The organism is Thermopolyspora sp. NPDC052614 (assembly GCF_040678635.1).
In the GTDB taxonomy this organism is placed as follows: Bacteria; Actinomycetota; Actinomycetes; order Streptosporangiales; family Streptosporangiaceae; genus Thermopolyspora.
The window spans coordinates 163,975-189,094 of the sequence record NZ_JBFATZ010000004.1 but is presented as its reverse complement, the minus strand read 5'-3'; the positions used below and the strand labels follow the sequence as shown (position 1 = coordinate 189,094).

At 70.3% G+C, this 25,120-nt stretch carries 25 protein-coding genes; 14 read left to right on the top strand and 11 right to left on the bottom strand.

All coding sequences use genetic code 11. The annotated features are described in order from the left end of the window. Positions 1-8 precede the first annotated feature (8 nt). Complete coding sequence (locus tag AB0K60_RS10470) at positions 9-1,688, bottom strand: bifunctional adenosylcobinamide kinase/adenosylcobinamide-phosphate guanylyltransferase (protein ID WP_364051124.1); 1,680 nt, start codon at positions 1,686-1,688, stop codon at positions 9-11. A 90-nt stretch (positions 1,689-1,778) separates the two neighbouring features. Between AB0K60_RS10470 and AB0K60_RS10465 the strand changes: the two genes are divergently transcribed. Next, on the top strand, positions 1,779-1,988 hold the full coding sequence (locus AB0K60_RS10465; RefSeq protein ID WP_364051121.1) for a hypothetical protein: 210 nt from the start codon (positions 1,779-1,781) through the stop codon (positions 1,986-1,988). Positions 1,989-2,073: 85 nt separating this feature from the next. On the opposite strand, the gene AB0K60_RS10460 is transcribed toward AB0K60_RS10465, so the two are convergent. Continuing rightward, positions 2,074-3,081, bottom strand: coding sequence for an aldo/keto reductase family protein (locus AB0K60_RS10460; RefSeq protein ID WP_364051118.1), 1,008 nt, complete (start codon positions 3,079-3,081; stop codon positions 2,074-2,076). Between the two features lie 131 nt (positions 3,082-3,212). Continuing rightward, positions 3,213-3,836 carry a DUF3043 domain-containing protein gene (locus tag AB0K60_RS10455; RefSeq protein ID WP_364051115.1) on the bottom strand — a complete coding sequence of 208 codons (624 nt, stop codon included), beginning with the start codon at positions 3,834-3,836 and terminating at the stop codon, positions 3,213-3,215. A gap of 228 nt (positions 3,837-4,064) precedes the next feature. Here AB0K60_RS10455 and AB0K60_RS10450 point away from each other — a divergent pair, with 228 nt between their 5' ends. The 5 genes from AB0K60_RS10450 (at position 4,065) to AB0K60_RS10430 (ending at position 9,317) form a co-directional block, all read left to right on the top strand. Next, positions 4,065-4,907, top strand: coding sequence for a PspA/IM30 family protein (locus AB0K60_RS10450; RefSeq protein ID WP_364051112.1), 843 nt, complete (start codon positions 4,065-4,067; stop codon positions 4,905-4,907). Beyond that, positions 4,904-5,182, top strand: a complete 279-nt coding sequence (locus AB0K60_RS10445) for a hypothetical protein (RefSeq protein WP_364051109.1) — start codon at positions 4,904-4,906, stop codon at positions 5,180-5,182. The genes AB0K60_RS10450 and AB0K60_RS10445 overlap by 4 nt, the downstream gene beginning before the upstream one ends. A 66-nt stretch (positions 5,183-5,248) precedes the next feature. Beyond that, positions 5,249-6,160 (top strand): zinc metalloprotease HtpX, encoded by a 912-nt coding sequence (htpX, locus tag AB0K60_RS10440; protein WP_364051106.1) that lies wholly within the window; start codon positions 5,249-5,251, stop codon positions 6,158-6,160. Positions 6,161-6,165: 5 nt separating this feature from the next. Continuing rightward, positions 6,166-6,759, top strand: a complete 594-nt coding sequence (locus AB0K60_RS10435; protein ID WP_364051103.1) for a hypothetical protein — start codon at positions 6,166-6,168, stop codon at positions 6,757-6,759. Positions 6,760-6,848: 89 nt separating this feature from the next. Further along, positions 6,849-9,317, top strand: a complete 2,469-nt coding sequence (locus AB0K60_RS10430) for a protein kinase (protein ID WP_364051100.1) — start codon at positions 6,849-6,851, stop codon at positions 9,315-9,317. A gap of 62 nt (positions 9,318-9,379) precedes the next feature. On the opposite strand, the gene nadA is transcribed toward AB0K60_RS10430, so the two are convergent. Beyond that, the gene (nadA, locus tag AB0K60_RS10425; protein ID WP_364051097.1) at positions 9,380-10,549 is read right to left on the bottom strand and encodes a quinolinate synthase NadA; all 1,170 of its coding nucleotides are present in this window, start codon (positions 10,547-10,549) and stop codon (positions 9,380-9,382) included. A gap of 207 nt (positions 10,550-10,756) precedes the next feature. Between nadA and erpA the strand changes: the two genes are divergently transcribed. Continuing rightward, positions 10,757-11,110 (top strand): iron-sulfur cluster insertion protein ErpA, encoded by a 354-nt coding sequence (erpA, locus tag AB0K60_RS10420; protein ID WP_364051094.1) that lies wholly within the window; start codon positions 10,757-10,759, stop codon positions 11,108-11,110. Between the two features lie 166 nt (positions 11,111-11,276). Further along, positions 11,277-12,263, top strand: a complete 987-nt coding sequence (locus AB0K60_RS10415; protein ID WP_364051091.1) for a carbohydrate kinase family protein — start codon at positions 11,277-11,279, stop codon at positions 12,261-12,263. 98 nt (positions 12,264-12,361) lie between these two features. On the opposite strand, the gene AB0K60_RS10410 is transcribed toward AB0K60_RS10415, so the two are convergent. The 3 genes from AB0K60_RS10410 to AB0K60_RS10400 all read right to left on the bottom strand — a co-directional run bounded on the left by AB0K60_RS10410 (position 12,362) and on the right by AB0K60_RS10400 (position 14,306). Beyond that, positions 12,362-12,796 carry a CBS domain-containing protein gene (locus tag AB0K60_RS10410; RefSeq protein WP_364051088.1) on the bottom strand — a complete coding sequence of 145 codons (435 nt, stop codon included), beginning with the start codon at positions 12,794-12,796 and terminating at the stop codon, positions 12,362-12,364. Positions 12,797-12,903: 107 nt separating this feature from the next. Then, a complete protein-coding gene (locus tag AB0K60_RS10405; RefSeq protein ID WP_364051085.1) occupies positions 12,904-13,173 on the bottom strand; it encodes a sulfurtransferase TusA family protein in 270 nt (89 codons plus the stop codon). Beyond that, positions 13,170-14,306: an aminotransferase class V-fold PLP-dependent enzyme gene (locus AB0K60_RS10400; protein WP_364051082.1), complete on the bottom strand. Its 1,137-nt coding sequence runs from the start codon at positions 14,304-14,306 to the stop codon at positions 13,170-13,172. Before AB0K60_RS10400 ends, AB0K60_RS10405 begins: the two co-directional genes overlap by 4 nt. Positions 14,307-14,583: 277 nt before the next feature. Between AB0K60_RS10400 and AB0K60_RS10395 the strand changes: the two genes are divergently transcribed. The 4 genes from AB0K60_RS10395 to AB0K60_RS10380 all read left to right on the top strand — a co-directional run bounded on the left by AB0K60_RS10395 (position 14,584) and on the right by AB0K60_RS10380 (position 18,838). After that, positions 14,584-15,333 (top strand): cytochrome c oxidase subunit II, encoded by a 750-nt coding sequence (locus tag AB0K60_RS10395; RefSeq protein ID WP_364051079.1) that lies wholly within the window; start codon positions 14,584-14,586, stop codon positions 15,331-15,333. Then, the gene (gene ctaD, locus AB0K60_RS10390; protein WP_364051076.1) at positions 15,330-16,997 is read left to right on the top strand and encodes a cytochrome c oxidase subunit I; all 1,668 of its coding nucleotides are present in this window, start codon (positions 15,330-15,332) and stop codon (positions 16,995-16,997) included. Before AB0K60_RS10395 ends, ctaD begins: the two co-directional genes overlap by 4 nt. Continuing rightward, a complete protein-coding gene (locus AB0K60_RS10385) occupies positions 16,994-17,389 on the top strand; it encodes a cytochrome c oxidase subunit 4 (RefSeq protein WP_364051073.1) in 396 nt (131 codons plus the stop codon). The genes ctaD and AB0K60_RS10385 overlap by 4 nt, the downstream gene beginning before the upstream one ends. 210 nt (positions 17,390-17,599) lie before the next feature. Beyond that, entirely contained in the window at positions 17,600-18,838 is a 1,239-nt protein-coding gene (locus AB0K60_RS10380) for an Ig-like domain-containing protein (protein ID WP_364051070.1), read from the top strand. A 180-nt stretch (positions 18,839-19,018) separates the two neighbouring features. Here AB0K60_RS10380 and AB0K60_RS10375 read toward each other — a convergent pair whose 3' ends face one another. Genes AB0K60_RS10375 through AB0K60_RS10360 form a run of 4 tightly spaced genes read right to left on the bottom strand, consistent with a single transcriptional unit; the run spans position 19,019 to position 23,230 of the window. Beyond that, positions 19,019-20,695, bottom strand: a complete 1,677-nt coding sequence (locus AB0K60_RS10375; RefSeq protein ID WP_364051067.1) for a cytochrome bc complex cytochrome b subunit — start codon at positions 20,693-20,695, stop codon at positions 19,019-19,021. Then, positions 20,692-21,789 carry a Rieske 2Fe-2S domain-containing protein gene (locus AB0K60_RS10370; protein WP_364051064.1) on the bottom strand — a complete coding sequence of 366 codons (1,098 nt, stop codon included), beginning with the start codon at positions 21,787-21,789 and terminating at the stop codon, positions 20,692-20,694. The genes AB0K60_RS10375 and AB0K60_RS10370 overlap by 4 nt, the downstream gene beginning before the upstream one ends. Beyond that, positions 21,786-22,601: a c-type cytochrome gene (locus AB0K60_RS10365; RefSeq protein ID WP_364051062.1), complete on the bottom strand. Its 816-nt coding sequence runs from the start codon at positions 22,599-22,601 to the stop codon at positions 21,786-21,788. Before AB0K60_RS10365 ends, AB0K60_RS10370 begins: the two co-directional genes overlap by 4 nt. 17 nt (positions 22,602-22,618) lie before the next feature. Continuing rightward, a complete protein-coding gene (locus AB0K60_RS10360) occupies positions 22,619-23,230 on the bottom strand; it encodes a heme-copper oxidase subunit III (protein ID WP_364051059.1) in 612 nt (203 codons plus the stop codon). Positions 23,231-23,445: 215 nt separating this feature from the next. Here AB0K60_RS10360 and AB0K60_RS10355 point away from each other — a divergent pair, with 215 nt between their 5' ends. Beyond that, on the top strand, positions 23,446-23,847 hold the full coding sequence (locus AB0K60_RS10355) for a hypothetical protein (protein WP_364051056.1): 402 nt from the start codon (positions 23,446-23,448) through the stop codon (positions 23,845-23,847). Between the two features lie 144 nt (positions 23,848-23,991). Then, positions 23,992-25,038, top strand: coding sequence for an anthranilate phosphoribosyltransferase (gene trpD / locus AB0K60_RS10350; RefSeq protein ID WP_364051053.1), 1,047 nt, complete (start codon positions 23,992-23,994; stop codon positions 25,036-25,038). The last annotated feature ends 82 nt before the right edge of the window (positions 25,039-25,120 follow it).

Here is a 25,120-nt window from a genome sequence, read left to right as displayed (position 1 = left end):
GTTCGCCGTCACGTCGGCAGCGGAAGGAGACGCCCGGCGACGACCAGCGCGACCTCCTCCGACTCGGCGGCTAAGCGCTGGTTGAGACGCCCGAGCGCGTCGCGGAACCGCCTTCCGCTCGCGCTCGCGGGCACCACACCGAGACCGACCTCGTCCGACACCGCGACGACCGTGTGGGCGGTGTGCCGCCAGGCGTCCACCAGTTCGTCGCAGCGCCGCGCGACGCCTTCCCGTCCCGCCGCGGACTCCCACGCGTCGCAGGCGTCGAACACCGCCGCGAGCCAGGTTCCCAGCCCGTCGACGAGCAGCGCAGCGGTGCCGTCGCGGAGCATCCCGGCCACGTCCACGGTCTCCACCGTGCGCCAGTGCGGCGGACGCCGCTCCCGGTGCGCCCGCACCCGCGCTTGCCACTCGGCGTCGCCCACCCCGGACGGCCCGGTCGCGACGTACACCACCTCGGGCAGCCCGGCGAGCCGCAATTCGGCCTCGGCCGACTTGCCCGACCCGCTGCCGCCGAGCAGCAGCGTCCGGCGCGGACGCCGGTGACCGACCGGATTCGGCCATGCTCCGGGCGACTCGACGCCGCCCGCCCGCACCCGCGCCGTCACCATGGCGGCGGCCCGTGTGCGCGGTGTGCCGGGACTGCTCGTGTACGCCCGCGGGGTCGCCTCAGCGGTGGTCTGTGCGTGCGGTGTGTCGGGACGGCCCGTGTACGCCTGCAGGGTCACCTCGGCGGCGGCCTTTGTGTGCGGTGGGCCGGGGCTGCCCGCCCGCTCCTCTGGCGTCACCTCGGCGGCCTTTGTGTGCAGTGTGCCGGGACTGCCCGCCCGCTCCTGCGGGGTCACCTCGGCGGCGGCCTTTGTGTGCGGTCGGTCGGGGCTGCCCGCCCGCTCCTGTGGCGTCACCTCGGTGGCCTCTGTGTGCGGCGTGCCGGGACTGCCCGCTCGCTCCTGCGGGGTCACCTCGGCGGCGGTCCGCGTGTGTGGCGTTCCCACGCTGTTCGTTGTCGTCTGCGGTATCTCGACCATGCCAGGGCGCACCTCAAGCACGGTCTCGTCCGGCACGGACGTCACACCCCACATGGCCAGCCGCCGGGCCAGTTCCGCCTCGCTTGGCACGCGGTGGTCGATGCCCACGGCCACCAGCACGGTCCGCTCGTGCGCCACGCCTCGCCGACGCAGATCCCCCAGCCGCTCCGGCCGGTCGAGCACGTCGATGAGCACCAGGTCGCAGGGAGGGGTCGGTTCGCTCTGGGCGGAGTCCGCGGGAAAGGAGCCGTCGGGGAGGGGGAAGGCGTGCAGCAGTCGCGTCCCGTCCGGTCCTGTCACCAGCCAACCGTCGGCGGTGGCGATCACCGCATGGGAGGCATCGGCCGCCGCGTCGCGCCCGCTCGGCGCGCCCACTTCGTCCCCGCGCCGAGGGGCGGCCGCGTCGCGAAGCCTGCCGTCGTCACCGGATTCGCCCAGGTGGCCCGGCTCGCTCGCGTCGATCGACCGGTGTCCGTGGCCGGATCGCACCGGCTCGCCCGGCGACGGACGGCCGCCGACCGCCCCCAGCCGCAGCCGGTCGTCGACGACGACCGACAGGGGGCGGCGGTGGCCCGGCGGCACCCTGCCGCAGGAGGCGCACCGGCATCCGGGGACCGGCCAGCCCTCGGGACCGCCCGTCCCGGCGAGCCGTACCCGCATGCCTGCCGCCTCCCCGGGCCTGTGGTCGGATAGGGTCTGCTGCACCTGCCCGCAAGGAGGCGCGGCGTGACAAGACAAGGAGCGTAGAACATGGCCTGGCGGTGGCGTTACGAGGATGCACGCGGAGCCGAGGTCGTCGACCGCCCGCTGCCCCGCGAGCTGTTCTCCAGCCAGGCCGACGCGGAGTCGTGGCTCGGCGAGAACTGGAGCGACCTGCTCGCCCAGGGGGTCGAGCAGGTCACGCTCCTTGAGGACGAGCGGGTCGAGTACTCGGGCATGTCACTGCGCCCGGCGGAGTGAGCGCCCCCTAGCCCCGCTGGACCTACTTGGGCCCTACCTGAGCCCTACTGTGCACTACCGGGCCCTATCTGGGCCCCGCTGAGCCCTACTGGGGACGGGACCGGGGGCTCATCGCACGGGTCTTGCCGGGGTCGCGCTCCACCACGGGGTCGAGCACCTCGTCGATCCGCCGCAGCACCTCGGCGTCGAGGCGTACGCCGCTCGCCTTGACGTTGTCGCGCACCTGCTCGGGCTTGGTGGCCCCGACGATCGCCGAGGACACGTTCGGGTTCTGCAGCACCCAGGCCACCGCGAGCTGGGCGAGGCTCAGGCCGAGGTCGGCGGCGATCGGCTTGAGCTCCTGCACCCGGGTGAGCACGTCCTCCCGCAGGTTCCGCGAGACGAAGGTGGACCCGACCGGGTCGGTGGCCCGCGAGCCCTCGGGCGGCGGCTGGCCGGGCAGGTACTTGCCGGTCAGCACGCCCTGCGCGATCGGTGAGAAGACGACCTGGCCGATGCCCTCCTTCTCGCACAGCGGCACCACCTCGCCCTCGATGACCCGCCAGAGCATCGAGTACTGCGGCTGGTTCGACACGATGCGGTCGAACCCCATGCTGTCGGCGATCTTGAGGGCCTGGGCGATCTGGTCGGCGGTCCACTCGCTGACGCCCACGTACAGGACCTTGCCCTGCCGTACCAGGTCGTCGAAGGCCTTGAGGGTCTCCTCCAGCGGCGTCTCGTAGTCGAAGCGGTGCGCCTGGTAGAGGTCGACGTAGTCGGTCTGCAGCCGCCGCAGCGAGCCGTGGATGGACTCGAAAATGTGCTTGCGGGACAGGCCGCGGTCGTTCGGCCCCGGCCCGGTCGGCCAGTAGACCTTGGTGAAGATCTCCAGGGACTCGCGGCGCACGCCCTTGAGCGCGCGGCCGAGGACCTCCTCGGCCCTGGTGTTCGCGTACGCGTCGGCGGTGTCGAACGTGGTCACGCCCTCGTCGAGCGCGGTGCGCACGCACGCGGCGGCGGCGTCCTCCTCCACCTGGGAGCCGTGGGTGATCCAGTTGCCGTAGCTGATCTCGCTGACCATCAGGCCGCTGCGGCCTAGGTGGCGGAACTCCATGAACACATCCCATCGTCCGATAGCGTTGACCGTGCGTGATCCAGTTTCGCACTGCCCCGCGCGACGCTATCGAACGCGCCCACCGTTACTTCTGACGCCTACTTCTAACGCGTCGCCCGTTACGTGTTCGGCTACTTCTTCTGGGGGACCGGGCGGCCGCCGGGGAGCACGGTCGGCGGGGGGAAGCGCAGGCGGCGGATCTGCAGGGCGCGCATCGCGGCGTAGAAGCCGACCCCGCGCAGGTTCTCGTCCGGGAACTTCTCGGCGGCCACCCGCTTGACCCGCCAGGCGACCCAGATCGAGGTGAACAGCACGCCCACCATCATCAGCGGCCACGCGATCGTGAGGACCGCGAAGTAGACGAAGGCGCGCACGTCGGGCTGCAGCGGGATCCACGTCGCCAGGAGGATGACCAGGGCGAACGGCAGGAAGTACTGGCTGACCAGCCGGCGCGAATCCACCCAGTCGCGGGCGAACCTGCGCACCGGGCCCTTGTCGCGAGCGGGCATGTACCGCTCGTCGCCGCGGGCGATGCCCTCGCGGACCCGGCGGCGCTCGGCGTCCTGCCGGGCGCGCATCTGCCGGTAGGCCTCCTTGCGGTTGGCGGGGGCGGTCACCGGCTGTCGCCGGCGTCCCTCGGCCTCCCGCCGTTTCGGGGTTGGGCGGCCCTTGCCTTGCGTCGCGGACTTAGGCTGTTCGGAGGAGACGGCCTGCGCGGCGTCTTCGGCGGGCGTTTCACTACGGCGTCGGAACACGTCGTAAGCGTACCGGGAGCGCAACTTAGTGACGCCCCCGTACGTTATGCGTAGGGTTAACCTAGGCGGCTCCGTCGTTCATTCGGGGTTCGGGGCTGGGTGACCCGGTGGCATGGGTGACCGACGCGAGGGAGCGAGGATGCGAGCGCACGAAGCCGGTGGCCGGCGATCGAGGCGACCAACGCGACCATTGGCGCAGCACAACATAGAAGGGGACGGCCGACGCGCATGAGCGTGATGAAGAGACTTTCAATGATCTTCAAGTCCAAGGCCAACAAGGCCCTGGACCGGATGGAAGACCCGCGCGAGACCCTCGACTACTCCTATCAGCGGCAGCTCGAACTGCTGCAGAAGGTACGGCGGGGCGTGGCCGACGTCGCCACCTCCCGTAAGCGGGTGGAGCTGCAGATCAACGGGCTGAAGCAGAAGGCCGACAAGCTGGAGGAGCAGGGGCGCAAGGCGCTGGGCGTCGGCCGCGAGGATCTGGCCCGCGAGGCGCTGACCCGCCGCTCGGCGATTCAAAGCCAGATGGCCGAGCTGCAGGTTCAGCACGACAATCTGCAGGCCGAGGAGGAGAAGCTCACCCTCGCCAGCCAGCGGCTGCAGGCCAAGGTGGACTCCTTCCGTACCAAGAAGGAGACGATCAAGGCGACCTACACCGCGGCCGAGGCGCAGACCCGCATCAACGAGGCCTTCTCCGGCATCTCCGAGGAGATGGGCGACGTGGGCCTGGCGATCCAGCGGGCCGAGGACAAGACCGCGCAGATGCAGGCCCGCGCCGGCGCGATCGACGAGCTGCTCGCCAGCGGCGCGCTCGACGACTTCAGCGGCAGCCGCGGCGACGACATCCAGGCCGAGCTCGACCGCCTCGGCGGCGGCCGGGACGTCGAGCTGGAGCTGGAGCGCATGAAGGCCGAGCTCGGCCAGGGCCCCGCGCCGCGCGAGGCGATCGAGGCCGGCCAGCCGGGCCAGACCGGGCAGCCGAGCCAGGCCGCCCAGACGGGCCAGGCAGGGCCGCCTCCGCAGGCGCCGCACACCCAGCAGTACCGGCAGCCGGGGGAGGGCCTGTGATCGTCCGGATTATGGGGGAGGGGCAGGTCGAGATCGCCCCCGCCGACCTCGACGTGCTCAACGCCCTCGACAGCGAGCTTGAGGCCGCGATCGAGTCCGGCGACGAGGGCGTCTTCCGGGTCAAGCTGCACGCCCTGCTGGACAAGGTCCGCCATGTCGGCAAGGCGCTGCCGGACGACGCGCTGGAGCCCTCGGAGCTGATCCTGCCGCCCGCCGACGCCTCGATGGACGAGGTGCGCGACATGCTCGGGGACTCCGGCCTCATCCCGGGGTAAAGGAGACGCACGACAGGTCGCGCGCCGTCATGGTCGACGGCCGCGATCCGTAAGGGGGCGGTGGCGATGACCAGGACGCGATATGCCGCCGATCGGGGGCTGACGACCCGGATGACGGTCACGATGTTCCTGCTCGGGCTGTTGTACGTCGTGTTCGTGGGCGTGCTGATCGCCCTGGGCGTCCGCGCGGTTGTCGTGCTGCTGTTCGCCGCGGGCCTGCTGCTGGTGCAGTTCCTCCTGTCCGACAAGATCGCCCTGTTCGCGATGCACGGACGGGTCGTGTCCCCGCAGGAGGCCCCCGAACTGCACGGCGTCGTCGATCGTCTCGCGGCGCTGGCGAACATGCCCAAGCCCAAGGTCGCCGTCGCCGACTCCGACGTGCCCAACGCCTTCGCGACCGGCCGGGGCCAGAAGACGTCGGTGGTGTGCGTCACCACCGGCCTGCTGCGCCGCCTGGAGCCGGCCGAGCTCGAAGGCGTGCTCTCCCACGAGATGTCGCACATCGCCCACCGGGACGTGGCGGTGATGACGATCGCCTCGTTCCTCGGCATCGTCGCCGGGCTCATGACCCGGGTCGCCCTCTACACCGGCCTCGGCCGCGGCCGGGGCGACCGGAACGCGCTGCCCGTCGGCTTGATCATCCTGCTCGTGTCCGCCCTGGTCTACGCCGTCAGCTTCCTGCTCACCCGTGCGCTGTCCCGCTACCGGGAGCTGGCGGCCGACCGCGCGGGCGCTTTGCTCACCCAACGCCCGTCGGCCCTGGCCTCGGCGCTGGTCAAGGTCAGCGGGGAGATGGCCCGCATCCCCACCCGCGACCTGCGCGAGGCCGAGCCGTTCAACGCCTTCTACTTCGCGCCCGCGTTGTCGGGCGGTCGTGGCGGGGTGGGGCTCGCCGCCCTGTTCGCCACGCATCCGCCGCTGGAGCGGCGGCTCGACCAGTTGCGGCGGATCTCCGCCGAGCTGGGCCGGGGGGTGTGAGCGGCATGGGCTGGCTGGACAACCTGCTCGGCCGCAGCAAACCGGCCAAACCCGACCTCGACGCGCTGTTCGCGCTGCCGTCCGCCGCCGTCACGCTGCAAAGCGCCACCGGCCTCGCCCCGACCGGCGTCGGCTCGGTGTGCTTCCGCTCGGCCGAGGGAGGGGCGTTCGCCACGCTGGAGAAGGAGATCCGGGCCCTGCTGGACGCCGGCGGCGGCCCGCCGGTCGAGCAGACCCGCGACTCCTACGGCTACACCTGGCTGGTGGTCCGCCGCCCGGCCGACGACGTGGCCGCCCTCGTGACCGATCTGCACGCGGTGAACAGCTCGCTGGAGGGGGCCGGGTTCGGGCCGTCCCTGCTGTGCTCCCTCGTCGCCTTCGCCACTGACCCGGGCGACCCCGACGACTCCGGCGGGGTCCGCCGGGTCGCCCTCGTCTACCTCTACAAGCAGGGCACCTTCTACCCGTTCGCCCCGGTGGGGGACCAGCGGCGGGACAACGCCCTCGAACTGCACATCCGCGGCGTCCTGGCGGACGAACTGAGGATGGAGCCGGATCTTGGCCGCTGGTTCCCGCTGTGGGGCGCGCCGGGGCTGTGAGTCTCGTGGCCCGCGACATCGGGTGGCAACGGCATCACAATGGTGTGAAATACATCCATAAAACGGGGTGAGGACAGGGAGGGCGGCACATGCCGAACCCGGAGCCGCTGCGGCCGGGCGATCCCGACCGGGTGGGGCGGTACCGCCTGAGCGCGCGGCTCGGCGAGGGCGGTCAGGGCGTGGTCTATCTCGGCACGTCGCCGACCGGTACGCGGGTCGCGGTCAAGGTGCTGCGCGCGGACCTGGCGACCGACGAGGACGCGCTGGAGCGGTTCGTCCGCGAGGTGTCGGTCGCCCAGCGTGTGGCCACGTTCTGCACGGCGCAGGTCATCGAGACGGCGGTCGACGACGGGCGGCCGTACATCGTCAGCGAGTACATCGACGGCCCAACGCTGGACGCCGTCGTCACCGAGGACGGCCCGCGCAGCGGCAACTCGCTGCACCGGCTGGCGATCGGCACGGTCACCGCGCTGGTCGCCATCCACCAGGCCGGCATCGTGCACCGCGACTTCAAGCCGTCGAACGTGCTGCTCGGGGACGACGGGCCGCGGGTGATCGACTTCGGCATCGCGCGGGCGCTCGACCGCACCTCGACGCTGACCTCCATGGTCATCGGCACGCCCGCGTACATGACGCCCGAGCAGCTCGCCGGGGATCCGCCGGGGCCCGCGACGGACATGTTCGCCTGGGGCTGCACCATGGTGTTCGCGGCCACCGGCGAGCCGCCGTTCGGCACCGACAGCCTGCCCGCGGTCTTCAACCGGATCATGCACAAGGAGCCCGACGTCAGCGCGCTGCAGGAGCCGCTGCGCGGGCTGGTCGCGCAGTGCCTCGACAAGGACCCCGAACGGCGCCCGGCCGCGGGCGAGGTGCTGATGCGGCTGCTCGGGCACGCTCCCGCGCCGACGCCGCCGGAGGCCATCCTCGCCGAGGGCAGCGCGGCCGCCACCCAGATCAGCATCCCCGGCAACAAGCCGCTGCCGCCGCAGTGGGCCAGCCCGGCCGGGGACTCGCGGCCCGGTGAGCCTCAGCCCGGTGCGCCTCAGTCCGGTGCGTCGCAGCCCGGTGCGCCTCGGTCCGGTGCGTCGCAGCCCGTCCGGCACGAGCCTGTGCGGGCGCGGCAGGGCGACCAGGGGAGGGGCGCCGAGGGCGGAGCGGCCGACGGGCCGGCCTACGTCGAGGGGGTGACCTTCGCGCGTCCGCCCGCGCCCGCGGCCGGGCCGTACCGGCCGCCTCAGCCGTCCCAGCCGTACCCGTATCCCGGCGGGCAGCCGCAGGGCGGCCACCACCAGGGCTTCTACCAGGGCGCGCCCTATCAAGGCCACCCTCAAGGCGGGTACCAGGGCGGGCCGTATCCGGGGTCGGGAGGCCATCCGGGCGGTCCGGCCGGGCCGTGGCAGGGACCCGGAGGCCCGCAGGGGCCGGGACCGGCGGAGCAGACCGGGCCCTCCGGCGGCGGCAACCGGGGCCTGATGGTCGTGCTGGGCGCGATCGGCGGAGTCGTCCTGCTGGTGGGCGGGATCTTCCTGACCATACAACTGACCGGCGGGTCGGGCGGGTCGCAGAGCCCGTCCCCGGAGGTGGTCGCGCAGAGCGACCCGGCGCGGACCTCGGCCCCGCCGTCGAACCCGCCGTCGAGCCCGGCGCAGACCTCGACCCCGCTGCCGACTCCGACGGGCAAGGTGGATCTGCCCGGTCTCGACATGTCCGTGTACGAGAACGCCGACGATCCGATCAAGCTGAGCTCCTACCGCTACGACGAGGGACGCAACGTCTACCTCAGGGACGGCGAGCGCTTCAGCAAGACGAGCAAGTACTTCGAGATCGCGTACGACACCGGGATGACCCGGCTGGTCGCCCCCGACGTGCAGCTCAACGCCGACGGTTACGCCACCGTCTCCATCGTCGACCGCGCCACCGGCAAATCCCGCAAGGTCGTCACGGTGAAGTCGCCGCAGTACGTCTGGAGCCCCGTCTGGTCACCCGACGGGACCAAGGTGCTGCTCACGGTCCATTCGCGGGTCGGTGAGAAGAGCACGCCCCGGGGTTTCGGCATCATCGACGCGGCCACGGGGAAGTGGACGTTCTCCCGGGTCAAGGACACTCAGGTGGGCGAGTGGTCCTACTTCTGGCCGGGCGACGGGCAGACCGTGGGCACCTGGGCGACCGGCGGCGGCACCGACGCGATCCGGTTGTTCAACCTCGACGGCACCGTCCTGCGCACGCTCGACGACGTCGGCGCGCCGCTCGCGGTCACCAGCTACGACGTGGCCCCCCGGGGCGACCGGTTCCTCAGCCTGTGCCGGAAGAACGGCTCGGAGGTCTGCGTGTGGACGCTGGCCGACGGCCGCGAGGTGGCCCGCATCCCGTTCCCCACCCAGCAGCTCATCGGCTGGTACGACGACGAGCACCTGGCCGGATGGCGCAAGCGCGAATCCGGCCAGCCCGGCTACGAGGCGGTGGTGTTCGACCTGAAGGGGAACGTGGTGCGGCTGCTCGCCACCGCCACCGACGACGCCTACCAGACCGCCTTCCTGCTGTATGCCCGCCAGCGGTGACGGGGCCCTGACCGCCGCCAGGGCCCCTCGGGTGGAGGTCAGGGCAGGGTTCAGGGCAGGGTTCAGGGCAGGGCGAGCATGCGGTCGAGGGCGACCTTGGCCCAGTGCGTGGTGTCGGGGTCGACCGTGATCTGGTTGACGACCGTGCCCTCGGCGAGCGACTCCAGGGCGTGCACCAGGTGCGGCAGGTCGATCCGGTTCATCGTGGAGCAGTAGCACACGGTCCGGTCGAGGAACGAGATGGACTTGTCCGGGTGCGTCGCGGCCAGCCGCCTGACCAGGTTCAACTCGGTGCCGATCGCCCACGCCGACCCGGCGGGCGCCTCGGCGATCGTGCGGATGATGAACTCGGTCGAGCCGATCAGGTCGGCCTTGGTGACGACCTCGTGCCGGCACTCGGGGTGCACCAGGACGTTCACGCCGGGGATGCGGGCCCGCACGTCGTCCACCGACTCGGCGGTGAAGCGGCCGTGGACCGAGCAGTGCCCGCGCCACAGGATCATCTTGGCGTCCCGCAACTGCCGCTCGGTGAGCCCGCCGTTCGGCCGGTGCGGGTTGTAGACCACGCAGTCGTCCAGGGACAGCCCGAGCTCCAGCACGGCCGTGTTGCGGCCCAGGTGCTGGTCGGGCAGGAACAGCACCTTCTCGCCCTGCTCGAAGGCCCAGGTCAGGGCGCGGCGGGCGTTGGAGGAGGTGCACACGGCGCCGCCCCGCCGGCCGCAGAAGGCCTTGATGTCGGCCGAGGAGTTCATGTACGTGATCGGCACGGTGACGTCGGCGACGCCCGCGTCGGCCAGGACGTCCCAGGCGTCCTCGACCTGGTCGAAGGTGGCCATGTCGGCCATGGAGCACCCGGCGGCGAGGTCGGGCAGCACGACCCGCTGCTCGTCGGAGGTGAGGATGTCGGCGGACTCGGCCATGAAGTGCACGCCGCAGAAGACGATGTACTCCGCCTGCGGCCGGGCCGCGGCGTCGCGGGCCAGCTTGAACGAGTCGCCGGTCACGTCGGCGAACTGGATGACCTCGTCGCGCTGATAGTGGTGGCCGAGCACGAACAGCCGGTCGCCGAGCGCGGCCTTGGCCTTGGCCGCGCGTTCCACCAGGGCGGGATCGGAGGCCGGCGGCAACTCGCCCGGGCAGTCCACCCCGCGCTCGCTGTGCGGATCGGCGCCCTGGCCGAGGATGAAGAGCGGCAGCCGAGTCTGAGTGGCCGGCGTCTGGGTGGTCGTCACGACCACACCCCCTTGCGCTTGCGGACTTATCGTCGAACTGACGACTAATGATGACACATGGATTGTGCGGGTTTATTCCGGGGTGGGCTGTTTTTTCGGGGGTGGACGGTGGAATGTGTAGTCTCCCCCGCGTGTTGGTAGCGTCTAGGTAGGACGTCACAGACAACCGGTCGCCGGGGCGGCCGGCGTAGACGCGGGAGCTAGCACATGACCGTTAAGAGCGGCGAGACCACGCAGCAGGGCATCATCCTGACCGACGCCGCTGCGGCCAAGGTCAAGAGCCTTCTGGAGCAGCAGGGAGAGGAAGGCCTGCAGTTGCGCGTCGCCGTGCAGCCCGGCGGCTGTTCGGGCCTGCGGTACCAGTTGTTCTTCGACGACCGCCAGATGGACGGCGACATCGTCTCCGACTTCGGCGGCGTGGGCGTCGTGACGGACCGGATGAGCGCCCCGTACCTGATGGGGGCCACCATCGACTTCGTCGACACCATCGAGAAGTCGGGGTTCACCATCGACAACCCCAACGCCACCGGTTCGTGCGCCTGCGGCGACTCGTTCAACTAGGCGACAACGCGGCGAATCACGGCGATACGCGGCGATAACCGGCAAAACGCGGTAACACGCGGCATACAGGACAATGATCACGATGACCCCCGTCCGGCTTCGGGCCGGCGGGGTCGTCGCGTATTCTTGACCGGTTCGCGCTGCTGACAACGAGGAGAATGACCCCGTGCGCATCGCCGTATCCGGCTCAATCGCGACCGATCATCTGATGACCTTTCCCGGTCGCTTCGGCAGCCAGTTCATCGCCGAGCAGATGGACCGGGTGTCGCTGTCCTTTCTCGTGGACGATCTGCAGATCCGGCGCGGCGGCGTCGCCGCCAACATCTGCTTCGGCATGGGCTGCCTGGGGCTGCGGCCGATCCTGGTCGGCGCGGTCGGCGACGACTTCGCCGACTACCGGTCCTGGCTGGAGCGCCACGGGGTCGACTGTGACTCGGTGCACGTCTCGGAGCTGCGGCACACGGCCCGGTTCCTGTGCACCACGGACGAGGACCACAACCAGATCGCCTCGTTCTACAGCGGCGCGATGGCCGAGTCCCGCGACATCGAGCTGCAGCCGATCGCCGAGCGCGTGGGCGGGCTCGACCTGGTCGTGGTGAGCCCGAGCGACCCCGAGGCGATGCTGCGGCACACCGACGAGTGCCGGCAGCGCGGCATCCCGTTCGCCGCCGACTGCTCCCAGCAGCTCGCCCGGATGGAGGGCGCGGAGATCCGCAGGCTCGTCGACGGCGCGGCGTACCTGTTCGGCAACGACTACGAGAAGGCGCTGATCGAGCAGAAGACCGGCTGGGACGACGAGGAGGTGCTGTCCCGCGTCGGCGTGCGGGTCACCACGCTCGGGCCCAAGGGCGCCAGGATCGACGTCAAGGGCGAGCCGTCGCTGCACATCCAGCCCGCCCCCGAGCTGCGCAAGGCCGACCCGACCGGGGTCGGCGACGCCTTCCGCGCGGGCTTCCTCGCCGGTCTGTCCTGGGGGCTGTCGCTGGAGCGGTGCGGGCAGATCGGCAACCTGACCGCGACCCACGTGCTGGAGCACGTCGGCGGCCAGGAGTACGAGCTGGGGCAGAAGGTCTTCCTTGAGCGGTTCACCGACGCGTACGGCGCGGACGCCGCCGCCGAAGTGGCCGCGCACCTGCGCTGCTACTACCCCTGACCGGCTGGCCCGATACGTCCGTTCCCGGCCCGGCCGCCAGGCGTGCAGCCGCGGCGGCCGGGGGCGCGCGCCGGGTCGTCACGGGGCGCCGCCGGGGCTCAGCGGAAGGCGTAGACCCGGTGGACGAACTCGGCGAGCTTGTCCTCCGGCAGGCTCCTGGCCAGGTCCGCCTCGCTGATCATGCCGACGATGCGGTGGTTGTCGATGACGGGCAGCCGCTTGATCTGGTACTGATGCATCATCCGCAGCGCGTCCTCCACCGACGCGTTCGCCTCCACGTACACCAGGCCCTGGGCGAACTGGCCCGCCCTGGTGCTGGTGAGGTCCCTGCCTTCGGCGCAGCACTTGATGACGATGTCGCGGTCGGTGAGGATGCCCTTGAGCCGGTCGTCCTCACCGCAGATGGGCAGCGCGCCCACGCCGAGATCGCGCATCATCTGGGCGGCCCTCTGCAGGCTGTCGTTCTCGCCGATGCACTGTGCGCCCGGATGCATCATGTCGCGTACGGTGCTGGGACCGCTGTAGGTGCTCATCTCGTCCCTCCCGAGTGTTGACGGACTTGCTCTCGCCCCCTACCCCGGTCGTACGAGGGAATGCCGCTAAAGCGGACAAACGTGGCAATTTGCCGCGCGGATCGGCGTCAGTAGTTGCGCCGCACGTGGATGGCCCAGCCGCCCCCGGGCAGTTCGAAGCTGCCCAGGTGGGTGTGCGACTTCAGCCGGCACCACGCCGGCACGTCGCTGAACGCGGCCGGGTCGTCCGCCAGGACCGCCACCACCGCGCCCATCGGCACGTGATTGATCTGCTGCGCGAGCATGATGATCGGGATCGGGCACTTGCGGCCGAGCGCGTCGATCGTCAGCGTGGGAGCCGCCTGCTGCCACTCGGTTCCGGTTGGCCGGCTCGTCACCACATCACTCCTGCTTCTTCGCGGATACGGCGCACCAGCGGGGGCAGGACCTCCAGAAAACGGTCCACGTCCGCCGCCGCGACTCCTCGTGGCAGTGATACCCGGACGTTCCCGTGCGTGACCACGCCCATCGCCTCCAAAACATGCGATGGACGAAGCGTACTCGCCGTGCAGGAGCTTCCGGACGAGATCGCGAATCCCGCCTTGTCCAGCTCGGTCAGCAGCGCCTCGCCCTCCACGTACAGACAGGAGAAGGTCACGATGTGCGGCGCCCGCTCGACCGGGTCGCCGATCACCTCGACGTCGGGGACGAGCCGGGGCACCCGCTCCCTGATGCGATCGACGAGAGCCGAGGCCCGCCGGTTCTCCTCCTCGGCCTCCTCCAGGCGCGCCCGCAACGCGGCCGCCGCCGCCACGACGGCCGGGACGTTCTCGAAGCCGGGCACCCGTCCGCGCTCGCGCTCGTCCTCCGGCAGCGGCGAGCGCCAGCGCGTCCCCTTGCGGATCACCAGCACGCCGACGCCCGCGGGCCCGCCCCACTTGTGCGCGCTGCCGGTCAGCAGCGACCAGCCCTCGGGCACGGGCAGCCGGCCCAGCGTCTGCGCCGCGTCCACCAGCAGCGGCACCCCGGCCTGGCGGCACGCCCGGGCCGCCTCCTCGACCGGCTGGAGGGTGCCGACCTCGTGATTGGCGGTCTGCAGGCAGGCCAGCGCGACGCCCGGGGCCGCCACCGCCTCGGCGAACGCCTTGGCGTCCACCCGCCCCGTACGGCTCACGCCCACCGTCGCCACGCCGCCGCCGTCCCGCTCGTGCAGCGCGGCGGCGTGCAGCACGGCCGAGTGCTCGACCGCGCCGGTCACCAGGCCGCGGCCCACCCGGCGGCGGGCGGCCAGCGCGCCGAGCACGCCCAGATGGATCGCCTGCGTGCCGGACGCGGTGAAGGTCACCTCGTCGGGGCGCACGCCGAGGGCGTCGGCGACGTCGGCGCGGGCCCGGTCGAGCAACAGGCGGGCCCGGCGTGCCTCGCCGTACAGGCGGGCCGGGTCGGCCCAGCCGGCGTCGAGCGCCGCCAGCAGGGCCTCACGCGCCCGGGGGTGCAGGGGCTCGGTGGAGGCCGCGTCGAAGTACGCCACCCGCCCATCCTCGCACCCCCGGGGCGAACGTCCCTTCTCAGGGGATCCCGACATCCTGGGGCCGCGCGGGAGGGCGACCGTGGTAGGCGCTAATGTGTCCCGTGCGTGACTGGAACCCATAACTGGAATAGCCGAGAACGCGATTGTTGCGAAACAAGGAAGAGCGCCCAAGAGAGGGACTCTTGGGCTTGATCTATGGGGTAGGCGATCCGTGAGTCCGACCCGCCGTTCGACGCGGCGCAGCCCGGCGGCCCGCAGGGCGTCGAGCGTTGCCGCCTTGGCATTGCTGCTGGCGTCCGTGACGGCGTGCAGCGGTGAAGAGTGGGCCCGGGGCGGGATGCCCCACAACGTCACAGAGCAGAGCGAGCGCGTTCTGTCGCTGTGGCAGGGCTCCTGGGTGGCCGCGCTGGCCACCGGCGCCGTCGTCTGGGGTCTCATACTTTATGCCTGTATCTTCCACCGCAAGCGGCGGCGGAAGGGCGCGCCGGAGAACGAGCTTCCGCCGCAGGTGCGGTACAACCTGCCGATCGAGATCCTCTACACCGCCGTGCCGATCGTCATGGTGGCGGTGTTCTTCTACTTCACCGCGCGCGACCAGGACTACCTGTTCGAGAAGACCGACAAGCCCGACGTCACGGTGACGGTCGAGGCCCTGCAGTGGAGCTGGCGCTTCACCACCGAGTACCAGGGCAAGACCGTGCAGGTCGTCGGCGTGCCGGTGAGCGACTACCGGCAGGGACCGCAGCTCGTGCTGCCGAGCGGCGGCAAGACGGTGCGGTTCAAGCTGGAGTCGGACAACGTCATCCACTCGTTCTGGGTTCCGGCCTTCCTGTTCAAGCTTGACGTCATCCCCGGCGTGCACAACCAGTTCGACATTAAAACGCTCAATCACACCGGCACCTTCGCCGGCCGGTGCGCCGAGCTGTGCGGGCAGGACCACTCACGCATGCTCTTCAACGTGAAGCTCGTTGAGCCGAGCAAGTTCGAGCAGTACATCAACAGCCAGGCAGCCAGGAGTACCCAGTGAGCGCCGCCGACCACGCCCTCCAGCCCCCGGACGGCCGCCGCCCCACCCGGGCGGGAGCGATCATCGCCAAGTGGGCCTCCACCACCGACCACAAGGTGATCGGCAACCTCTACCTGATCACCGCGTTCGTGTTCTTCCTGATCGCGGGCGTCATGGCGCTGGTGATCCGCGCCGAGCTGGCCCAGCCGGGGCTCCAGTTCGTCAGCACCGAGCAGTACAACCAGCTGTTCACCATGCACGGCGCGGTGATGCTGCTGCTGTTCGCGACCCCGCTGTTCGCCGGCTTCGCCAACGCGGTGATGCCGCTGCAGATCGGCGCGCCCGACGTGGCGTTCCCCCGGCTCAACATGATCAGCTACTGGCTGTTCCTGTTCGGCGGCCTGATCGCGATCAGCGCCTTCTTCACGCCGAGCGGCGCGGCCTCCTTCGGCTGGTTCGCCTACACGCCGCTGTCGGACTCAACGTATTCGCCGAGCATCGGGCACGACCTGTGGATCATGGGCCTGACCCTCGGTGGTCTGGGCACGATCCTCGGCGCGGTCAACTTCATCACCACGATCATCTGCATGCGCGCCCCCGGCATGACCATGTTCCGCATGCCGATCTTCACCTGGAACGTGCTGCTCACCAGCCTGCTGGTGCTGATGGTCTTCCCGGTGCTCGCCGCCACGCTGCTGGCCCTGGAGGCCGACCGCAAGCTCGGCACGCACATCTTCGACCCGGCCAACGGCGGGCCGCTGCTGTACCAGCACCTGTTCTGGTTCTTCGGCCACCCCGAGGTGTACATCATCGCGCTGCCCTTCTTCGGCATCGTGACCGAGATCATCCCGGTGTTCAGCCGTAAGCCGATCTTCGGCTACATCAGCCTGATCGGCGCCACCATCGCGATCGCCGGTCTGTCGATGGCCGTGTGGGCGCACCACATGTTCCCGACCGGCCAGGTGCTGCTGCCGTTCTTCTCGTTCATGACGTTCCTCATCGCGGTGCCGACCGGCGTGAAGTTCTTCAACTGGATCGGCACGATGTGGCGCGGCCATCTGACCTTCGAGGCGCCGATGATATTCACGGTCGGCTTCCTGGTCACCTTCCTCGCCGGCGGCCTGACGGGCGTCATCCTCGCCTCGCCGCCGCTGGACTTCCACATCACCGACACCTACTTCGTCGTGGCGCACTTCCACTACACGGTGTTCGGCACGGTGGTGTTCGCCATGTTCGCCGGCTTCTACTTCTGGTGGCCCAAGCTCACCGGGAAGATGCTCAACGACCGGCTGGGCAAGGTGCACTTCTGGATGCTGTTCTTCGGCTTCCACGGCACGTTCCTGGTCCAGCACTGGCTCGGCGTCGTGGGCTTCCCGCGCCGCTACGCCGACTACTCGGAGATCGACGGCTTCACCACGCTGAACATGTTCTCCTCGGCCGGAGCGCTCCTGCTGGGCCTGTCCACGCTGCCGTTCCTCTACAACGTGTGGCAGACGGCCCGCAAGGGCAAGCGGGTCATGGTCGACGACCCCTGGGGCTTCGGCAACTCCCTGGAGTGGGTGACCTCGTGCCCGCCGCCGCGGCACAACTTCGTCTCCCTGCCCCGCATCCGGTCTGAGCGTCCCGCTTTCGACCTAAAGAACCCGCACCTCCCGCCGGAGCGGGAGCTTGAGGAGGTCCGATGAAAGTTCAGGGATGGATGCTGCTGATCATCGGCCTGTTCTTCGCGGCGGTGGACATCGTCTACTGGTTCTGGTCGCGTGAGCCGGCCGGCACCACGGCGCTCGCCATCAGCGTCGGCCTGGCCTTCATGATCGGCTACTACCTCATGTTCACCGCGCGCCGCGTCGGTGATCAGCCCGAGGACGACAAGCAGGGCGAGATCCACCAGGCGGCAGGGGAGGTCGGCTTCTTCCCGCCGCACAGCTGGTGGCCGCTGTTCGTGTGCGCGGCGGCCGCGCTCGCCACGGTGGGCTTCGTCATCGGGTGGTGGATGTTCCTCATCGGGGCCGCCGCCGTCGTCCTGACGCTGGTCGGCTTCGTCTTCGAGTACTACCGCTCGCACTTCTCCCACTGATCTCCCGCTGATCTCCCACCGGATCCGGGGCTCTCCCCGGATCCGGTTTCCGGATCGCACGCCCTCGCGGGCGGCCACGGTTTCGCCAAGAACCCGTCGGCCGCCCGCGATGGTGTTTTTTGCTCCCCCACTTCGCCATATGTGGAGCGATGGTCGCCGACAGGGGTATCTATCCTGCGCAAGTGATCAATCCGGAGCTGGGGGACTCAGGTGCGACACATTTCCGCGTACGGGGTGGGGGCGCTCGCGCTGGTGCTGGCCGCCGCCTGCTCGTCGGCCCCGAGACAACAGACCGCCCCGCAACGGCAGCAGGCGGCGCCCGATGTCTGGATCACCCCGTCCAACGGCACGAACGGCGTCCGGCCGGACCTGCCGATCCTCGTCGGCACCGCCCACGGCAGGCTCAAGCGGGTGACCGTGCAGGCCGCGGGCAAGCCCGTCGTGGGGCGGCTGAGCGCGGATCGCACGCGCTGGCGCAGCGTCCGGCCCATGGCCCCCGGCCGGACGTACACGGTGACGGCCGTCGTGACCGGGCCCTCCGGCGAGACGAGCGGGACCAGCACGTTCACGACCGTGTCGGCCGCCCAGACCTTCACCATCACCGAGCTGCTGCCGAAGAAGGAGGTCACCGGCGAGACGGTCGGCGTGGGCATGCCGATCATGATCACGTTCGACCGGCCGATCGCCGACCGGGTGTCGGTGGAGCGCAACCTGCGGGTGCTCTCCTCCAAGCCCGTCGAGGGCGCCTGGCACTGGTTCGACGACAAGACCGTGCACTACCGGCCCAAGCGGTTCTGGCCCGCCAACACGAAGGTCAGGGTGGAGGCGCTGCTGGAGGGGACCGCCGGGGGCGGCGACGTGTACGGCGACCGCGACCTCGTGCGGGAGTTCCGCGTGGGCAGATCCCAGATCAGCACCGCGGACATCCGCACCCACCAGATGCGGGTCGAACGCGACGGCCGGGTCATCCGGAGCATTCCGATCAGCGCCGGCAAGGGCGGCGTGCGCAAGTACCACACGACCAACGGCATCCACCTGGCCATGTCCCGCGAGGACGTGACCGTCATGACCTCGCCCGACGCGGGACCCGGCGACCCGGGCTACTACCAGCTCACCGTGTACGACACCGTCCGCATCTCCAACAGCGGCGAGTACATCCACGCGGCCCCGTGGTCGGTGGGCTCCCAGGGGCACGCCAACGTCAGCCACGGCTGCGTCAACGTCAGCCCGGCGCACGCCAAGTGGTTCCTCGACCACACGCTGATCGGCGACCCCATCATCGTGACCGGGTCGCCGCGGGAGCTGGAGCCCACCAACGGATGGGGGCAGTGGCAGGAGTCCTGGCCGCAGTGGCTCCGGTGGAGCGCCCTGCGCACCGGTGGCATCACCGAGTCCCTGTCCGGTCCCAAGCACACGGAGGTGGCCGCGCAGGCGCGTACCGGCTCGTGAGGGCCGCGCAGAGAGAAGCAGGTGCCAGAGAGAAGCAGGTGCCAGAGAGAAGCAGGTGCCAGAGAGAAGCAGGTGCCAGAGAGAAGCAGGTGGCAGAGAGAAGCAGGTGAACGAGAAACGGCCCGGACGGGGAACCCCGTCCGGGCCGTTTCTCGTTGTGGCGGGCCGGGCGACGCCGGCTCAGTGCAGCTGCTTCTGCTCCTCGCCCGCGCCGACCGCGACGTGCTCCTCGCCGTGGGCGTGGCCGTCCCCCTCGGGGAGCGGGACGTGGTCGGTGCCGTAGATGCGGCTCATCCTGGCGCGGATCCTGCCCAGCGGACCCCGCAGGCCCTTGGGCGGGATGCCCTCGCCGTCGGCCTCGGCGGGCAGCATCGGAATCTCCTTCTTGCCGCGCATGTGCTCGGCGATGTCCTCCGCCGGCGCGGTGTGGATCTCCGAGTACCCGCCCTCCGGGGAGCGCACGATCACGCCCGACTCCACGCCGTGCGCCAGCACCTCGACGTCCGCGCGCTGCAGGCCCAGGCAGACCCGGTACGTGATCAGATAGGCGAGCGCCGGGCCGAGGAAGATGGCGAAGCGTCCGAAGATCGACAGCGCGAACAGGCTGATGTGGAAGTTCGCCGAGATCTCGTCGTTCGCCCCCAGCAGCCACAGCAGGCCGTAGAAGGTGATGACCGAGACGCCGATGGAGGTGCGGTGCGGGTTGTTGCGCGGGCGGTCGGCGATGTGGTGCTCGCGCTTGTCCCCGGTCACCCACCGTTCGATGAACGGGTACAGCGCCGCGCCCGTCATCACCAGGCCCAGTGGCACGAGGGCCGGGATGATCACGCTGAGCGGCAGCGTGTAGTCCCCGATGTTGATCTCCCAGGGCGGCATGATTCGCAGCGAGCCTTCGAGGAAGCCCATGTAGAAGTCGGGCTGCGATCCCGCGGAGATGTCCGCCGGGGTGTAAGGGCCGAACAGCCAGATCGGGTTGATCTGGGCGAAGGTCCCCAGCCCCGCCAGCACGGCGAAGGTGAACAGGAAGTAGGCGCCCGACTTGGCCATGAAGGCAGGGTAGAACGGCGCGCCCACCACGTTCGTCTCGGTGCGGCCCTTACCCGGCATCTGCGTGTGCTTCTGCACCCACATGAGGATCATGTGCGCGCTGATGAGAGCCAGCAGGAGGCCGGGGATGAGCAGGATGTGCAGGCTGTAGAACCGCCCGATGACGTCGAAACCGGGGTATTCGCCGCCGAACAGGAGGAACTGGAGGTAGGTGCCCACCAGCGGCAGCGACACCAGCACGCCCTGCGTGATCCGCAGACCGGCGCCGGACAGCAGGTCGTCCGGGAGCGAGTAGCCGAACAGGCCCTCGACCAGGGCGAGCGTGAACAGGCCCAGGCCGATCAGCCAGTTGAGCTCACGCGGCTTGCGGTACGCCCCGGTGAAGAACACCCGCAGCATGTGGGCCATGAGTCCGGCGACGAACAGCAGGGCCGCCCAGTGGTGGATCTGGCGTATCAACAGGCCGCCGCGGACGTCGAAGCTGATCTCCAGCGTCGACGCGTACGCCTGCGACATCATGACGCCCTTGAGCGGCTCGTACGAGCCGTTGTACTCCACCTCGTGCATGCCCGGCTCGAACCAGAACGTCAGGAACGTGCCGGTCAGCAGCAGGATGACGAAGGAGTACAGAGCGATCTCGCCGAGCAGGAACGACCAGTGGTCGGGGAAGATCTTGCGCATGTTGCGCTTGAGGAAGTTCCCCGCGCCGATCCGGTCGTCCATGAACGTGCTGACGCCGCCGATCGCCTTGGGCGGCGTGAAGCCGCCGGCGGTCGGGCGCCCGCCGGAACCGACGGTCGCGCTGGTCATGCCTTCCCCCTAACTTCCGCTTCCGCGTCGCCCCGCTCCCAGAAGCTGGGACCGACCGGGACCAGGAAGTCGCGCTGCGCGACGAGATACCCCTGACCGTCGACCGTGATCGGAAGCTGGGGCAGGGGCCGGGCGGCCGGGCCGAAGATCACCTTGGCGCCGTCGGTGGCGTCGAAGGTCGACTGGTGGCACGGGCACAGGATGTGGTTGGTGGTCTGCTCATACAGCGCGGCCGGGCAGCCCACGTGCGTGCAGATCTTCGAGTACGCCACGATTCCGTCGTGGGTCCAGTTCAGGTTAGTGCCGGACTTGAACTGCTCGGGACGCAGCTTGATGAGGATCAACGTGGACTTGGCCAGGGCGTTGAGGTTGTGCTCGTACCCCTCGGGGACCACCGACAGGATGCCGCCGGGGGAGTTGAAGTCGGCCGCCCGGATCGGCTGCCCGGTTCCCTCGACGACCAGCCGCATGCCCGGCTTCCACACCGTGTGGCGCAGGCTCTCGCGGGGCAGCGGGCCGAGGTCCTTCAGCAGCACCAGCGGCGCGAGGCCGAGCGGCGCGGCGGCGAGCAGCAGCGTACGGCGCAGCAGCTTGTGCTTGACGAAGCCGCTCTCCTCGGCGCCCTGCACGAAGACCTTGGCGACCTCGTCGCGCACCGCCGGCTCCGAGGCCATCGGGTGGCGCTCCTGGACCAGGTTGTACTTCGGCATGATCCGCCGGACCCAGACCACGATGCCGCAGGCGAGCGAGAGGAGGGCGAGCGTCAACGTGCCGCCCAGCGCGAGGTTGGACGTCGCGGTCTTGTCCAGGTCGCCGACCTGGAAGACCACGTAGGACACGATGAAGGCGATCCCGGCGAGGAAGGTCACCAGGAACAGCAGCGCGACCAGGCGCTCGGCGCGGCGGGCGTCCGCCGGGTCGGGCAAGATCACCCCGGTGCCCGGCTCGGCCTCGTGCACGTCGCTCTCGGTGCCGCCGAGCACGCCCACCGCACCGCCCGGACCGTCGCTGAGCCGACCGCCGGGGGTCGGCGTGCCGATCACGCGGCGTGGGACGCGCTCCTCCGGCGTACCGGTGTTTTCCGTTTCAGTCATTTCTTCGCCCGCTTCTTCGCGGTGATCCAGATGGCGGCGAGGCTGAGCAGGCCGAGGCCCGGAAGCCATGCGACGAGTCCCTCGGTGACCGGGCCGATGCGGCCCAGACCGCTGCCGCCCGGATCGGTCTGCTCACGGACCTTGACGATGTAGGCGATCATGTCCCGCTTCTGCTCGGGAGTGATCGTGGAGTCGTTGAACACCGGCATCGCCTGCGGACCGGTGATCATCGCCTCGTAGATCTGAGCGGGGGTGGCCTGGTTCAGGTTGGGCGCGTACTTGCCGCCGGTCAGCGCGCCGCCCGCGCCCGTCCAGTTGTGGCACTGGATGCAGTTCGCGCGGAACAGCTCGCCGCCCTTGGCCGGGTCGCCCTTGGCCGGGTCGACCTGCTCGGCCGTCGGCCGCGTCGGGCCGCCGCCCAGCGACTGGATGTACGCCGCCAGGTCGTCGATGGCCTTCTGATTGACCCAATCCGCCGGCTGCTTGCGCGGCGCCTGCGCGTCTTCGCTGTTGGCCGCGGGCATGCGTCCGGAGCTGACCTGGAAGTCGACGGCCGCCGCTCCCACACCGATCAGCGACGGGCCGCGGCCCGGAATGCCCTGCGCGTTGAGGCCGTGGCAGCTCGAGCAGTACTCGTCGAACAGCGCCTTGCCGCTGCCCACGTCGTCGGTCTTGCCCGACGCGATGGCCGCGTCCGCCGGCTCCCCCAAGGGGGAGAACAAGGCGTACGCCCCCCCGGCCAAACACAGGGCCAGAAGGAGGACGGCATATCGCGCGAGGGGATGCCGCCGTCGCGCGGTGATCGAGTTCACCGGAATCCCCGTTCTGATCAATGGATGATGTAGATGGTCGCGAACAGACCGATCCAGACGACATCCACGAAGTGCCAGTAATACGACACAACGATTGCGCTGGTGGCCTGCTCGTGGGTAAAGCGCTTCGCGGCGTACGTGCGTCCCAGCAGGAACAGGAACGCGATCAGTCCACCGGTCACGTGCAGGCCATGGAAGCCCGTCGCCAGATAGAAGATCGAACCGTAGGCGTCGGACGACAGGGTGAGACCCTCGTGGACCAGGTTGCCGTATTCCCAGAGCTGACCGCCCACGAAGAAGGCGCCCATCAAGAAACTGACGACATACCAGAAGCGGAGCTTCCGGACCTGACCACGCTCGGCCGCCCACACGCCCATCTGGCACGTCACACTGGACAGCACCAGGACGGTCGTGTTCGTGAGCGCGAACGGGACGTCAAGTTCGACCGCCGGCCAGGGCTTGTCCTGGCCGAGGCTGACCGACCGGATGGTGAAGTACATCGCGAACAGCGCCGCGAAGAACATGAGCTCGGAGGACAGCCAAACGATCGTCCCCACGCTGACCAGATTGGGTCGGCGCGAGGAGTGTGCTGTCGTCATAGTTGCGGATGCTGTCGCCACGCCCAGCATTATTGCGGCTACGGTGGCCGGTCCTCCGCACGGCCCCCCAATAGGTCTTCCCAAGGGCCTCGTGCGCGTGTCCTGATAGGGGTCCCGATAGGGGGTCCGATAGCGGTGTACGGCCGTCGGGCCGCCGGGCCCCGCCCGCCCGCCGGGAAATCGCGGCCGCGCGGACGGGTAGCATCCCAGGTGACCATACCTCGCCGACCGACAGTGAGCGTGACATGAGGGTTCTCGTCTACAGCGACGACGCGAGCACCCGCGAGGAGATCCGGCTGGCGATCGGGCGGCGCCCGGCCCCCGACGTGCCCCTCGTGGAGATCGTGGAGTCCGCCACCCCGCCCGCGGTGCTCAAGCACCTCGACTCCGGGGAGATCGACGTCGCCGTGCTCGACGGCGAGGCCGTGCCGGCGGGCGGCATGGGCATCTCCCGGCAGGCCAAGGACGAAATCTATGACTGCCCGCCGATCTGCCTGATCATCGCGCGGCGCGACGACCGGTGGCTGGCCAACTGGTCGCGGGCGGACGCGGTCGTGCCCCGGCCGCTGGACCCGGTGGTCCTTGCGGAGACCGTCGCGGACCTGATGCGCCGCCGGGCCGCCTCCCGGCTGCCCACCCCGCGGTGACGCCCACCCCGCGGTAACCCCGCGTTGACGGGGTGTTCGCGCGCCGGGATCCGGGCACGCCTCGGAGATAATGGGGCATCCGGATCCGGGCTCGACCGATAGGGTCCGGGGCGCAGGCGAGTTACCGAATCAACGGAGACGCATATGGACGCGCGTACCACCTGGCCCGCGTTGCTGTCGGCCCTGCTGGCCGGAGAGCACCTGACCGCCGACGAGACCGCCTGGGCGATGGACGAGATCATGTCGGGCTCGGCGACCTCGGCGCAGGTGGCGGCGTTCGCCGTGGCGCTCCGGGCGAAGGGCGAGACCGTCGCCGAGGTGACCGGCATGGCGCGCACGATGCTGCAGCGCGCCGTCCCGCTCAGCGTCGAGGGCCCGGTGGTCGACGTCGTCGGCACCGGCGGCGACCGGGCGCACACCGTCAACGTCTCGACGATGGCGGCGATCGTGACCGCCGCGGCGGGCGCGCGGGTCGTCAAGCACGGCAACCGGGCGGCATCCTCCTCCTGCGGCGCGGCGGACGTGCTGGAGCACCTCGGCGTGGCGCTCGACCACACGCCGGAGAACACCGCGCGCATCGCGGCCGAGGCCGGGATCGCGTTCTGCTTCGCGCCGGTCTACCACCCGGCGCTGCGGTTCGTCGGCCCGGCCCGCAAGGAGATCGGCGTGCCGACGGTGTTCAACTTCCTCGGACCGCTCACCAACCCGGCCCGGCCGACCTCGCAGGCGATCGGCGTGTTCGACGCGCGGATGCTGCCCGTGGTCGCCGGGGTGTTCGCCGAGCGGGGCGTGTCGGCGATCGTGTTCCGCGGCGACGACGGCCTCGACGAGCTGACCATCTCCACCACCTCGACGGTGTTCGTGGTCCGCGAGGGCACGGCCGTGCAGACCACGTTCGACCCGGCGGTGCTGGGCATCGCGCGGGCGGAGCCGGACGCGCTCAAGGGCGGCGACGTGGAGTTCAACGCCCAGGCGGTGCGCGATCTGCTGGCCGGCCGTACCGGCCCGGTGCGTGACGCGGTGCTGCTCAACGCCGCCGCCGCGCTGGCCGCGGTGGACGGCGCGGGCAAGGAGTTCGGCGACGCGATGGCCGAGGGCTACGAGCGGGCGGCGCGGGCGGTCGACTCCGGCGCGGCGGCGCAGACCCTGGAACGCTGGATCGAGGTCAGCCGCTCGCTGCACTCGGCCTGAGCACGTCGGACCGGCGGTCGCGACGAACGCCTCGCGCCGCCGACGCCGGAGCGCCCGGTCGGCGAATGATCGCCGTCATCGC

Coding starts and splice junctions, on each gene's coding strand:
- AB0K60_RS10470 (WP_364051124.1), bottom strand. CDS start 1,688: ATGCGGGTACGGCTCGCCGGGACGGGCGGTCCCGAGGGCTGGCCGGTC.
- AB0K60_RS10465 (WP_364051121.1), top strand. CDS start 1,779: ATGGCCTGGCGGTGGCGTTACGAGGATGCACGCGGAGCCGAGGTCGTC.
- AB0K60_RS10460 (WP_364051118.1), bottom strand. CDS start 3,081: ATGGAGTTCCGCCACCTAGGCCGCAGCGGCCTGATGGTCAGCGAGATC.
- AB0K60_RS10450 (WP_364051112.1), top strand. CDS start 4,065: ATGAGCGTGATGAAGAGACTTTCAATGATCTTCAAGTCCAAGGCCAAC.
- htpX (WP_364051106.1), top strand. CDS start 5,249: ATGACCAGGACGCGATATGCCGCCGATCGGGGGCTGACGACCCGGATG.
- AB0K60_RS10435 (WP_364051103.1), top strand. CDS start 6,166: ATGGGCTGGCTGGACAACCTGCTCGGCCGCAGCAAACCGGCCAAACCC.
- AB0K60_RS10430 (WP_364051100.1), top strand. CDS start 6,849: ATGCCGAACCCGGAGCCGCTGCGGCCGGGCGATCCCGACCGGGTGGGG.
- erpA (WP_364051094.1), top strand. CDS start 10,757: ATGACCGTTAAGAGCGGCGAGACCACGCAGCAGGGCATCATCCTGACC.
- AB0K60_RS10410 (WP_364051088.1), bottom strand. CDS start 12,796: ATGAGCACCTACAGCGGTCCCAGCACCGTACGCGACATGATGCATCCG.
- AB0K60_RS10385 (WP_364051073.1), top strand. CDS start 16,994: ATGAAAGTTCAGGGATGGATGCTGCTGATCATCGGCCTGTTCTTCGCG.
- AB0K60_RS10375 (WP_364051067.1), bottom strand. CDS start 20,695: ATGACCAGCGCGACCGTCGGTTCCGGCGGGCGCCCGACCGCCGGCGGC.
- AB0K60_RS10370 (WP_364051064.1), bottom strand. CDS start 21,789: ATGACTGAAACGGAAAACACCGGTACGCCGGAGGAGCGCGTCCCACGC.
- AB0K60_RS10360 (WP_364051059.1), bottom strand. CDS start 23,230: ATGCTGGGCGTGGCGACAGCATCCGCAACTATGACGACAGCACACTCC.
- AB0K60_RS10355 (WP_364051056.1), top strand. CDS start 23,446: ATGAGGGTTCTCGTCTACAGCGACGACGCGAGCACCCGCGAGGAGATC.
- trpD (WP_364051053.1), top strand. CDS start 23,992: ATGGACGCGCGTACCACCTGGCCCGCGTTGCTGTCGGCCCTGCTGGCC.